The sequence below is a fragment of the Neptunomonas concharum genome (assembly GCF_008630635.1).
Taxonomy (GTDB): Bacteria; Pseudomonadota; Gammaproteobacteria; order Pseudomonadales; family Balneatricaceae; genus Neptunomonas; species Neptunomonas concharum.
Genome location: NZ_CP043869.1, coordinates 1,292,664 through 1,305,779, shown reverse-complemented (window position 1 = coordinate 1,305,779; position 13,116 = coordinate 1,292,664). Strand labels below are relative to the sequence as shown.

The following is a 13,116-nucleotide window of genomic DNA, read 5'->3' as shown; positions in this document are numbered from 1 at the left end:
TATTCATTCCCCATGCAAAGGCAGCTTAACAGAGAAGCATAAGCCTTCTGCTGGATGGTTAGTCTTAACCGTAATAACCCCACCTAAATCTCTCACAATTCCTTGCACAATAGCTAATCCTAGCCCCAAGCCGGTTCCAATTTTTTTAGTCGTATAAAAAGGTTCGAAAAGCGTTTTTAACTGCTCCTTCGACACCCCAGCGCCATTATCTGATATATCTAAACAACCCAATTGATCTTGTACATAAAGGTGAAAAGACAGTTGCCTTTCACTCGAGCCGGTTGCTGCTATAGCATCCAAAGCATTAGACACCAAGTTATTGATAATCTGTTCGACAGCCACATCATCTCCTCTGATGAGAATAGTCGGTCGTTGGCACTCCAAACTCACATCTATCTGCTCACTTCGGATTCTATCTTCATAGTGGCATAGCACATTACGGACACACCCTTGCAGATCAGCACTGCCTCTTTGCATCTCCATATTGTCAGGTGTTTTATACGCAAAGGTTTTTAGCTGCCCTGTCATACCGGCCATCCTGTCAACCAACGTATTCATTAAAGGCAGGTTTTCTTTAAGGAGATCGGGACGATCAATGACCTGTCTAAAAATCGCAAGGTAATTGCGCATAGCCGTCAGGGGTTGGTTCAATTCATGCACCATGGCCGCTGACATTCTACCTAGTGCGGCCAGTTTCTCTGCTTGAATCAGCTCATGTTGTGCCGATGCCAGCGCTAAGGTTCGTTCTTCAACTTTTTGCTCTAACGACTCATTAGCTTCGCGTAACGCGTACTCCAAACGCTTTCTTCTGGAGATATCAATGATCGTAACAAGGTAGGAAGGTTCAGGAGTTACCGTCATTAAACGCATAGAAAATAACAGTGGAAACGTTGAACCATCCGAGCGCTGACCTACGACTTCATAGCCTGTGATCGGGGTGAACTCTCCCTTCTGCAGACCATCTAGCCAGCGCTTTAAGGGAGCAAATAGCTCAATATCAGCAAATAAGATGTGTAATGATTGCCCTTCAATCAGCGTTAAAGAGACACCAAACTGCTGCATCACCATCTGATTAACAGAGAGAATTTTTCCAAACTTATCGACCGTTACTAACCCCACTTGGGCGGTATTAATAATATGCCGTTGTCGTTGTTCGCTTTCCATATGAGCATTGAGTACCTCCTGTTGAGAGCGCCTTTTGAGACGAAACTCTCTCAGATATAAGCCCAACAGAAGCAGTGCTAAAAAACCACCGGCAACAATAAGTGCTGCAACGATCGCTTTTTGCTCCAGTGGCTTCGTAGGCTCAACCACCCCAACACGCCAGCGTAAATCATCCAGAAGGACATCATGAACAAGATAGGCTTTATCGTTATCAACTTTCATTTTAAGTAGCGTGCCATTGTGCAGTATCTCCTGCTTCAAAGGAGTAGAGCTTAACGGCAGCAAAGAGGATGCTTCCAATAGACGGCTGGCAAAAAGTGTTTGTCCCTTCTCATCCGTTACAAAAAACGCTGACTCTAAAGACAACTGCTCCTTAAGCCCTTCCATATCCAGCTTCATCACTGACACGCCTATTAAAGTTTGGCGATGGTAAATAGGGGCTGAAAGATAATAAGAGGAGGACTGCGTAGCAAAAGCACGGCCCTGCTCCCCCGATATCGCTTGCCGAAAAAACTCACTGCTACGATAAGATCTAGGCGCTTTCTTTGACTCCCGCCAATTACTGTAAGCGACCACATCACCTTGGGTATCAAGAATGATGAGTGCAGCAGACCCAGCAATTAAGTTTGTTTGCTCAAGGTAGCGACTCACACGAATAATTTTATCCGGGTTAGGTTGAATCAACAGATCTTTTACATCTCGGTTTTGCGTTAACAAAAAAGGGAGGTAGCGATATTGATCTATCGTGACACGAATAGAGCCAATGACATCTAATAAGCGCTGTCCGGTTTCTTGATGCGCTTCATAAAAACTTCGATCACGGGTATAAACATAGACCTGCCTTGTCATTAGCATGCCCAACAATACAACTAAAACCAGCAATGCAATTGAACGTTTTACCCTCAAGGGCATTCCACCTTATATCTGTAAATATGTAAGCATTATCGCCTTATTCTTCTAACCTGACGCATCCCTGTGACATAATAGCTGACCAATTAAACAACAACCTCTTGTTGGAATTAACACTATCATGAGCACAAATATCATTGCTTACCAAGGCCACCAAGGCGCTTATTCCCATCTTTCCTGTCGACATGTCCATCCAGAAATGGATGCATTTGCCTGCAAGAGTTTTGCGGATGCCATGTTTATGGTCGAGCGCGGTGAAGCGCAACTTGCAATGATTCCATTAGAGAACTCCACAGCAGGCCGTGTCGAAGAGATCTATCGGCTCATGCCCAAAACCCAGTTGCATATCATCAGTGAGCACTTCGAACCCGTTAATCACTGCTTGCTCGCTAAACCCGGTACGCAACTGAGCGACCTTAAAACCGTCTCCTCTCACCCTCAAGCACTGGCTCAATGCGATGGTAACATTAAAGCGTTGGGGATGACGCCTATCGCTAGTCTTGACACCGCAGGAGCTGCTGAAGCACTGGCTAACAGCTCAGAGCTTGGGCACGCAGCGATTGCATCAAGCCTGGCAGCAGAGCTGTACGGGTTAGACGTTTTAAAGGATAACTTCCAAGACAAGCAAGGAAATACAACCCGTTTCATTATTCTCTCGAAAGAGGGCCACATGCCTGTACTTGAAGCTGGCATTACCTTTATGACAACCATTATGTTTACCGTAAGAAACATGCCTGCTGCGCTGTATAAAGCATTAGGTGGCTTTGCGACCAATAGCGTTAACATGGTGAAGCTCGAAAGCTATATGGCGTCTGATACAATGCAAGCAGCAAGTTTTCATCTGGATGTCGAAGGCCACCCTCATCAAAAGTCCATGCAGTACGCACTTCAGGAATTAGACTTTTTTGCTAAAGAAGTACGCATCATTGGAACTTATCCAGCACATCCATTTCGTTTTAAGCAGGAAAACAGCATTGATTATTAACACCACATTAATGCAGCGCAAAACCAAGAAAATAATACTTAATACAAAAAAATACAATATAATCAAATAGTTAAAACGTTATACTAAAGTATAATTGTGCAGTGCACAATAAAATTCAATAGTATACGTGATAGAGACATTCGTGAATGTTGTTTGTTCGCTGTACCACGTATCTATCACATCCCTACTTTTCAACTCTGGCTATTTGAGTTGTATTTTTCCAGCCCCTGATCTTCAGGGGCTTTTTTTTGATGCCAAAAAGCTACGATCAAGGTTCCATTCATACTTAGTATGAAAAGATCAAACACCTATTATAACTGAGTAAAACTGAGGGTAACCCGATGGGACTGTTCGACTTTGCAGCAAACCTTGGCAAGAAATTATTTGGATCTAATGACGATCCAGCTGAAAAAATCCAAGAGCACATCGTTGCTGATAACCCCGGCGTAGATGACCTAAAAATTACAGTAGATAATGGCGTTGCAACCGTATCAGGCACAGCCAAAGATCAAGCCGCTTTTGAAAAAGCTATTTTGATGGCAGGTAATGTTCAGGGTATTGAAGAGGTCAAGGCAGACACTCTCCAAATCACAGAACCCGCTACTGCAGAAGTAACCTACTACACCATCGAATCGGGAGATACACTTTGGGGGATCGCACAGAAGCACTTGGGCAACGGTGCTAAATACACCGAAATCTTTGAAGCCAACAAGGAAGTCATAAAAGATCCGGACTTGATCTATCCGGGTCAGAAAATTCGCATTCCACTTTCTTAATCCCTTGAATATCAAGGCGGAATACAAGAATCCTCTTTTATTTCGCCTTTTCAATTTTTTTGAAAAAAGTTTCAAAAAGTACTTGAATTAACACATCCAGCTCATTAATATACGCGCACTTCAAACGATGCCGGTATAGCTCAGCTGGTAGAGCAACTGACTTGTAATCAGTAGGTCCCGAGTTCGACTCTTGGTGCCGGCACCATCTCTAGAAGCCCTCTTTAAGATTCACCACAAAGCAAACCATTTGATATTTTATCTTCAGATAATACACTGCATATAAATCCACTATCGGTGTGCTTATGAATTTGCCCTCTCCTATCGAGCTACAACTGTCTCCCCCCAGACTCTCTGATCTCTCATTCGATGACGCCATCGTTGAAAACAAAGAGAAATACGAAAAAAAACTTAAACAGTGGCAAAAACGCCTACTTACAGTACAGCAAGCTTATTATCATCAAAAAAAGCGGGCAGTGATTGTTTTTGAAGGATGGGATGCCAGTGGCAAGGGCGGTGCTATTCGCAGAATCACCGAAAAGCTTGACCCGCGTGGGTTTAAAGTTCACCCAATTAGTGCCCCTACAACCTATGAACAAGGCAAGCACTACTTATACCGCTTTTATAATAGGCTTCCCTCGCCGGGAGAGATCGCCATTTTTGATCGCTCATGGTACGGGCGCGTTCTGGTAGAACGTATAGAAGCGTTTGCCACACCCGAGGAGTGGCAACGAAGCTATCAAGAGATAAACGAATTTGAACGCCTGCTCCTTGACGACGATGCCAGAGTAATAAAGCTCTTTTTACATATCACGCCCGAAGAGCAGTTAAAGCGTTTTGCAGAACGGCTGGACAATCCAGTCAAACGCTGGAAGCTGACAGAGGAGGATATACGTAATCGCCAACGCTGGGAGGAGTATGAAACTGCCATCCAGGATATGTTTCGCCATACCTCTACGGAGTCAGCACAGTGGTCGCTCATTGCAGCGAATCATAAATGGTATACACGTATCGAAGTTTTGAAAACGATCGTTAAGGCGCTTGAAGAAAATATCGACCTATCGCCTCCACCCGCAGACCCAGATGTCATCAAGGCGGCTAAAAAGCACCTTGGCCTAGAAGTAGATCTGGATTAATCACGCTAATCCCGGTTTTTGATGGCGCTTACAGGGAGCATCCTGTAAGCTGCTGCTCCCGCCTGTCGTGCGACAACAATCTATCAATTACTTTTTACAGAGAGAATCTATGAGCTTTGCCTCCCTGGGACTATCAACTCCCCTTCTGGATGCTATTACCGAACAAGGTTATTCCACCCCTACTCCTATTCAAGCCCAAGCTATTCCTGCCGTTGTTTCCGGTAAAGATGTGATGGCAGCAGCTCAAACGGGAACAGGGAAAACGGCAGGATTTACATTACCCCTGTTGGAAAAACTATCCAAAGGAGAACGCGCTAGACCCAATCAGGTAAGAGCTCTCATTTTAACGCCTACTCGTGAGCTTGCAGCGCAAGTTGCCGAAAGCGTTGAGACCTATGGAAAAAATCTGCCACTGCGTTCAGTGGTTGTCTTTGGAGGCGTTAAGATTAACCCTCAGATGATGAATCTAAGAAAAGGGGCGGATGTGCTAATTGCCACTCCAGGCCGTTTATTAGATCTCTATAGCCAGAACGCCGTTCACTTTAAGCAGCTAGAAGTATTAGTACTGGATGAGGCTGATCGAATGCTCGATATGGGCTTCATTAACGATATTCGAAAGATTCTTGCACTACTGCCTAAACAACGACAAAACCTGATGTTCTCTGCGACGTTTTCTGACGACATCAGAAAATTAGCCAAAGGCTTGGTCAATGACCCTATCGAGATTTCTGTTAGCCCTAGAAACACAACGGCAGAATCTGTGACGCAATGGGTAGCACCTGTAGATAAAAACAGAAAAGCCGCATTGCTAATCCAGTTAATCAAGGAACAACAATGGTTCCAAGTTCTGGTCTTTACTAAAACCAAGCATGGTGCTAATAAGTTAACCAAACAACTCGATAGCGCGGGAATCAAAGCTGCAGCCATTCATGGCAATAAAAGCCAAGGAGCACGCACTCGAGCACTTGCTGAATTTAAGCGCAGTGATATTCAAGTGTTAGTGGCTACTGATATTGCCGCGCGCGGATTAGATATCGACCAGCTGCCTCAAGTTGTTAACTTTGAGCTACCGAATGTAGCCGAAGATTACGTCCACCGTATCGGAAGAACGGGCCGTGCAGGTTCTAGCGGGCAAGCGATCTCTCTGGTTTGCGCTGATGAGTTCAAACTACTGGCTGCCATAGAAAGACTGACAAACCAGCTTATTACCCGCAAAGCCATAAATGGCTATGAACCGGTAAACCCACTGCCGGAATCGCGTTTATCCAATAAGCCCGTACGCCCCAAAAAACCCAAAAAGCCTAAAGTTCCTCATCGCGACGGTCAGCGATCCGGCGAAAATGCCAGAGGGCACAAACCTGTTAGGCCTTGATTTGGTCTATAGGGGGAGGAAAGCCTCCCCTCACTGTTTATACCTCGTAACTACCCCTTGTCTATAAATCAGCGCCACTCGCCACACAAACAAAAGTTGACGTTTACGTAAACGCAATCAAAAACTATTGACCTCGATTAAAAGTTAACCTATCTTTGCCACATGAGCTTCACAAGAGCCCACACATACACCTGCCTACCGGCCGGATAAAAATAACAAAAGTTGAACCATTGCTGAGATCCAGTAATCGTTTGAGGTATGCCCTAATGACAACCCAACTACCGTGTGTTTGCGTACTTTTCTCTCGCTACTCTTCCTATTCCGCTTTTCACAACGACTCTAACAACTTACCAAGACACCGACTTGGCAAGCTAACACCTATTCCGTCTGACCTCTGCCAGCCCTATATTAGCGAATCTGACCTTCAGGGCTGATTGCTGACTGGCTTAACCGTACTGTTTTTTCAACCAGACACGGCTCAGACAGATCGGACACCGACATTGACTCCCCCTATGTACTGCGGTCATAGCGTTTTCAGGTCGTCTGATTCATCGCCGTGCTGAGGAGCTATCGATGAAAGATGTTACTCTTAATGATAAATGGGAATTAGAAACCGGCCGCGTTTATCTGACCGGAAGCCAAGCGTTAACACGCCTTCCTATGTTACAAAGCGAATTAGATAAGCGCCAGGGCTTGAACACAGCTGGGTTTATTTCCGGTTATCGCGGGTCACCGTTAGGTGGCTTCGATAAGACCCTATGGCAGGCTAAAAAATACCTAGAAAAGCATCGCATCTACTTTCAGCCAGGTATTAATGAAGATTTAGGGGCAACCCATGTTTGGGGGTCTCAGCAGGTTAATGTTTTTGAAGGAGCCAAGTACGATGGCGTTTTTGGTCTTTGGTATGGAAAAGGCCCTGGTGTAGATCGTACCGGCGACGTACTAAAACACGCCAATGCGTTTGGTACATCCCAACATGGCGGCGTATTAGCCGTAGCGGGAGATGACCATGCATGTAAATCGTCCACACTACCTCATCAAAGTGATTATGCCTTCATGGATGCCATGATGCCTGTGCTTTATCCATCAGGTATCCAGGAGATGCTCGACTTCGGACTCTATGGCTGGGCGATGTCTCGCTATAGCGGCTGTTGGGTTGGTTTTAAAACACTTGCAGAAGTGATGGACTCATCTATCTCTGCGGATCTTGATCCTAGCCGAATAACCATCAACACCCCTACTGATTTTGATCTGCCAGAGGATGGTCTTAATGCCCGCTGGCCTGATAAACCGATGCAGCAAGAAGCACGTCTGCATACTTACAAACTCAAAGCAGCGGAGGCGTTTTGTCGCGCTAATCAGTTAGATAAAACGATTATTGATAGCCAACAACCGAAGCTTGGTATTGTCACCACCGGCAAGTCTTATTTGGATGTACTACAAGCACTAGAAGATCTGGGCATTAGTCATGAAATGGCGAGTCAGCTAGGGATCAAACTCTATAAAGTAGGCATGGTTTGGCCGTTAGAGCCCATAGGCATTCGTACGTTTGCACAAGGCACACCTGAGCTTTTACTCGTCGAAGAAAAGCGCGGAGTAATTGAAGATCAGATAAAAGACTACCTCTACAGTTGGCAAGATGATAAACGCCCTCGCATTGTTGGTAAGAAAGATGAGTTAGGCAACGAGCTGCTGACAACCTTGGGGGAGTTAACACCGGCAATGATCGCTCGCGCCATTGCGTCACGCATTGCACCTTTCTATCAAAGCGAAAAAGTCGCCGCACGCCTTGCTTTCTTATGCGCTAAAGAAGCTGAGCTGGCTAAGCCCCGCTCTCTCGTAGAACGTACACCTCATTTCTGCTCTGGCTGCCCGCATAATACATCCACCCGCGTTCCAGAAGGCAGCAAAGCGCTAGGTGGAATTGGCTGCCACTATATGGCTACATGGATGGATCGAGACACTGATACCTTTACACAAATGGGCGGTGAAGGCGCAACATGGATCGGCCAAGCCCCTTTTACCAACAATCACCACGTTTTCCAAAACCTTGGCGATGGCACCTACTTCCATTCAGGATTATTAGCCATCCGTGCTGCTGTGGCTTCCAAAGCCAATATTACCTATAAAATTCTCTATAACGATGCCGTTGCTATGACTGGTGGCCAACCGGTAGATGGTCAGTTAACTGTGCAGCAAATCACCCACCAGCTCTTTGGTGAAGGTATTCGCCGTATTGCGATCGTTAGCGATGAGCCCTACAAATACCCAAGTCGCGCAGACTTTGCCGATGGCGTCACATTCCATCATCGTGACGATTTAGACGCCGTACAACGTGAATTAAGAGATATCGCAGGTTGTACCGCATTAATTTATGACCAGACATGTGCAGCGGAGAAGCGTCGACGTCGTAAGCGCGGTCAAATGCCTGATCCAGACAAACGTGTTGTGATCAATAGTGAAGTCTGTGAAGGCTGCGGCGACTGCGGTGTACAATCCAATTGTCTATCAGTGCTTCCAAAAGAAACAGACAAGGGTCGTAAACGCCAAATCGACCAATCCGCTTGCAACAAAGACTTCAGCTGCGTGCGTGGTTTTTGTCCAAGCTTTGTAACCGTCAAAGGTGGAACCCTGCGCAAAGCGCCGGGATTAAATGCCGAGCCTCCTGCCGCTAATTTGCCAGAGCCGGTTATCCCATCCCCAACCACACCTTATAACGTGTTGCTCACTGGCGTGGGTGGAACCGGCGTGGTTACCGTCAGCGCCTTGCTAGGTATGGCCGCCCATATAGAAGGAAAAGGTGTGGGCGTACTGGATCAAATTGGTCTCGCACAAAAATTTGGCGCCGTTATGAGCCATATTCGAATCGCTCCTGAGCAAGAGAAGATCCATGCCGTTCGCATACCAGCCGGTGAAACAGACCTGTTAATTGGTTTTGATTTAATGGTAGGTGCAAGTGAGGAAGCTTTAGGCAAACTTGATCGCCAACGTAGTTTCGCGATTATCAACAACCACGAAACGATGCCAGCGGCCTTTACCCGAGATCCAGACTTGCATATACCAAATCCCGAAATGCAAGCGGTGATTGAATCTACCGCACGACCAGAAGGCACTTTTTGTTTTGATGCAACGCGTCTAGCAACAGACTTAATGGGCGATGGCATGGCCGTTAACTTGTTTACCGTCGGTTATGCATGGCAGAAGGGCTTAATACCCTTGCAAAGAGAATCCATTGAGCAAGCCATTCGACTCAATGGTGCTTCAGTTAATGCAAACCTGAAAGCCTTCCTGTGGGGACGCTGCGCTGCTCACCAACCAGATGCAGTCAACGCCCTGATTAATCCAACAAGGGATATTCAGCCAGTACAGATACTGCCTTCGCTTGACGAGCAAATAGAACGCGAAGTAAAGCACCTGAAGGCCTATCAGAATGACGCTTTAGCAGAGCGCTTTCGCGCCCGTGTAGAAGCATTCAAACTTAATGAGAAAAATAAAACTGGCAAAACACATCTAAGCCACCTGATTGCCAAGCAGTACAGCCGAGTGTTGGCATATAAAGATGAATATGAAGTGGCTCGATTAATGACATCCGATAGTTTTCGAGATGAGCTTGCCGCCCAGTTTGAAGGCGAATTCACATTAGAGTTCAACTTGGCTCCCCCACTACTCTCTCGTAAAGATAAGCACGGCGGCCGCCCTCGTAAGCGCACTTATAGCGAAAAAATACTCCCTTTATTTCGCATGCTTTCACGCATGAAAGGGCTACGTGGCACACCTCTGGATATCTTTGGCTGGTCCGCTGACCGCCGCTTAGAGCGCAGAATCATTGCAGAGTATGAGGACGATCTGAATCTCATTGAACGCACTCTTAGTAACGATAATTACGGGTTAGCACAGCAACTTGCCTCACTGCCTGAGACCATCCGGGGTTATGGGCCTGTAAAAGACGTTAACTATGAAAAAGCACAACTAAAGCGTCGTGATTTAAGAGCCCAACTCAGTGCTGAACCAACGTTCAGCGTACAGGCTACAGCATTAAGCTAATTCATTTGAGTAAGGAATTAAGAGGTATCTATGTCCGTTTTCAGTCACCCAGAATTTGATCTGCACGAACAGGTCAACTACTTCCATGATGCTAAAACTGGCCTTAAAGCCATCGTCGCCGTTCACAACAGTAATCGAGGTCCAGCACTTGGCGGCTGTCGCATGTGGAACTATGCAAGCGATGAAGAAGCCTTACGGGATGTACTCAGACTCTCAAAAGGCATGACTTACAAATCGGCGCTCGCCAATCTGGATTTAGGCGGTGGAAAATCCGTTATCATCGGTGATGCCAGAGCACATAAAACCGAAGCATTATTAGAGATGATGGGGCGTTGCCTAGAAAGCTTAAGCGGCCGCTATATCGCTGCAGAGGACTCCGGGACCAGTGTGCCTGATTTACAGATAATGGGACGCCATACCCAATACGTAGCCGGCGTAACCGAACGTACAGGTATTGATGGGCAGTTAAGTAATGGCGACCCTTCTCCAGCAACCGCGTACGGCACCTTTATTGGCCTTAAGGCCGCTGTGAAGCACAAATTAGGCCGAGATGACCTGACAGGCTTAAAAGTAGCGATCCAAGGGGTTGGCAATGTGGGATATCGCTTGGCAGAACACTTGCATGTCGCTGGGGCAGAACTCTACGTCACAGACATCCATCAAGAACAGGTGGATAAAGCCGTTTCAAAATTAAATGCGACAGCTGTATCGGCTGCCGATATTTTATCCCTTGATGTCGACATTCTTGCACCGTGCGCGTTAGGTGCCATTTTGAACGACAAAACGATACCTACCATTAAAGCACAGGTCATCGCTGGGGCATCTAACAATCAATTGGAATCCGCCCATCATGACATGATGCTGAAAGAACGCGGTATTCTTTATGCGCCGGATTTCGCCATCAATGCAGGCGGCATCATCGACATCTTCTATGAGCGAGTTGGTCATACACCCGCAAAAGTGACCGCGCATATTGAAACCATCGCTGAAACCCTAGCAGAGATTTTTATTCGCTCTGATGAATCTGGACTCGCTACCGGCGCAATAGCTAATCAGCTAGCGGAGGAGCGCTTCATTCTTTCTACTGTGTAAAAGAATTCTGTTTGAGAGGGATGGTTTTATCCATCCTTCTATTTTTAAAACAATTACAACATTTAGGGTCTTTTGTTGAAATTTTGTTTCAAATCAAACCTACATTGCAAATGTATTAGCAAGCACCTTTCAGTGTAAAAGCCCTAAACTAAGTATTCAAATTATCTCGATACACGATAAAAATAACTAAGTGGAGATCCAGTGTGACTGAAGTTAGCCAAACCTATACCGAAGATGCTTCCGTGGCGGAAGCACGTAAAGATCACCCTATGTGGTCTTCTCGACTTGCTTTTATTCTTGCTGCCAGCGGCTCTGCTGTTGGACTTGGGAATATTTGGAAGTTTCCTTACATTACTGGCGAAAACGGTGGCGGTGCCTTTGTTATCGTCTACTTGCTTTGTATCGCCCTTATCGGCATTCCCATTATGATTGCCGAGGTTATGATAGGGCGGCGTGGTGAACGAAGCCCTATTAACACCATGCGTATGCTCGCCCAACGGGATGGACTCTCCCAGCGCTGGAGCTGGATCGGTTGGACGGGTATTGTATGCTCATTCCTGATTCTATCCTTCTACTCCGTTATTGGTGGTTGGGCACTCTCCTACACCGGACATGCGGTAAGCGGTGTTTTCTCAGGCGCATCCGCCGATGATATTGGTGCTATGTTTGGTGGGCTTTTGTCAGACCCTTGGACACTTTTACTTTGGCACTCTGTATTCATGGTGCTCGTCATTGTGATCGTAGCTGGCGGTATTCGCTCTGGCATGGAAAAGGCAATTAACATTTTAATGCCACTGCTGTTTCTTCTCTTACTCGTGATGGTTGGCTACGCGCTCAATAGTGGCGAGTTTATGCAAGGCTTTAACTTCCTATTTCAGCCAGATTTTTCAAAACTCAGTACTGAAGGTGTTCTAACTGCATTAGGCCATGCCTTTTTCACATTAAGCCTAGGTATGGGCGTTATGATGGCTTATGGCTCTTATCTGCCTAAGAAGGTATCCATTGTTAAAACAGCAGTAACGGTTTCCATTGTGGATACAGCGGTCGCTTTATTAGCCGGGTTAGCTATTTTTCCCCTCGTGTTTGCGAATGGGTTGGAAGCAGGTGCGGGCCCTGGTCTGATCTTTCAGACATTACCCCTTGCCTTTGGACAAATGACAGGTGGTGTTCTATTTGGCTCGCTGTTTTTTGCATTATTAGTCGTTGCCGCCGTAACATCGGCTATCTCTTTGCTTGAGCCTGTCGTTGAGTGGCTGGAAGAGCAGAAAGGCATTAGCCGCCTTTCCGGCGCGCTGATCGGCGGTATCTCGATTTGGCTACTCGGCATGATGACGATTTTATCATTTAACGAGTGGGCTAACTTCTTCCCATTGGAGTTTATTCCCGCGTTCGAAGGTAAAACTGTCTTTGATCTGCTCGATTACGTTACTGCCAATTTACTGATGCCTTTAGGGGGTCTATTTATCGCGATCTTTGCAGGCTGGTTTATGAGCAAACAAGCCGTCAAAAACCAACTTGGACTTGGAGAAGGCGCGGCTTACCAGAGTTTCATGTTTGTATTGAAATTTATTACCCCCATCGCTGTAGCCACAGTCTTTATCTATAATCTTAGTTGATAAAAACCATCAAAAAAGGAGTCTT

General features: G+C 46.1%; 8 protein-coding genes and 1 tRNA gene. 8 read left to right on the top strand and 1 reads right to left on the bottom strand.

Features of this window, described 5'->3' with window-relative positions; translation table 11 throughout:
* Positions 1-3 precede the first annotated feature (3 nt).
* On the bottom strand, positions 4-2,070 hold the full coding sequence (locus tag F0U83_RS06100) for a sensor histidine kinase (RefSeq protein WP_170221914.1): 2,067 nt from the start codon (positions 2,068-2,070) through the stop codon (positions 4-6).
* Positions 2,071-2,194: 124 nt separating this feature from the next.
* Between F0U83_RS06100 and F0U83_RS06095 the strand changes: the two genes are divergently transcribed.
* The 8 genes from F0U83_RS06095 (at position 2,195) to F0U83_RS06060 (ending at position 13,091) form a co-directional block, all read left to right on the top strand.
* The gene (locus F0U83_RS06095; protein ID WP_138988689.1) at positions 2,195-3,058 is read left to right on the top strand and encodes a prephenate dehydratase; all 864 of its coding nucleotides are present in this window, start codon (positions 2,195-2,197) and stop codon (positions 3,056-3,058) included.
* Positions 3,059-3,399: 341 nt separating this feature from the next.
* Positions 3,400-3,834, top strand: a complete 435-nt coding sequence (gene lysM, locus F0U83_RS06090) for a peptidoglycan-binding protein LysM (RefSeq protein WP_138988688.1) — start codon at positions 3,400-3,402, stop codon at positions 3,832-3,834.
* A 129-nt stretch (positions 3,835-3,963) separates the two neighbouring features.
* Positions 3,964-4,039, top strand: a tRNA-Thr gene (locus F0U83_RS06085).
* Positions 4,040-4,136: 97 nt separating this feature from the next.
* Positions 4,137-4,967 (top strand): polyphosphate kinase 2 family protein, encoded by an 831-nt coding sequence (locus tag F0U83_RS06080; protein ID WP_138988687.1) that lies wholly within the window; start codon positions 4,137-4,139, stop codon positions 4,965-4,967.
* Between the two features lie 109 nt (positions 4,968-5,076).
* Entirely contained in the window at positions 5,077-6,339 is a 1,263-nt protein-coding gene (locus F0U83_RS06075; RefSeq protein ID WP_138988686.1) for a DEAD/DEAH box helicase, read from the top strand.
* Between the two features lie 573 nt (positions 6,340-6,912).
* Positions 6,913-10,383: an indolepyruvate ferredoxin oxidoreductase family protein gene (locus F0U83_RS06070; RefSeq protein ID WP_138988685.1), complete on the top strand. Its 3,471-nt coding sequence runs from the start codon at positions 6,913-6,915 to the stop codon at positions 10,381-10,383.
* A gap of 30 nt (positions 10,384-10,413) precedes the next feature.
* Positions 10,414-11,475, top strand: coding sequence for a Leu/Phe/Val dehydrogenase (locus F0U83_RS06065; RefSeq protein ID WP_138988684.1), 1,062 nt, complete (start codon positions 10,414-10,416; stop codon positions 11,473-11,475).
* Between the two features lie 203 nt (positions 11,476-11,678).
* Positions 11,679-13,091 (top strand): sodium-dependent transporter, encoded by a 1,413-nt coding sequence (locus F0U83_RS06060; protein WP_420813347.1) that lies wholly within the window; start codon positions 11,679-11,681, stop codon positions 13,089-13,091.
* Positions 13,092-13,116: the final 25 nt, after the last annotated feature.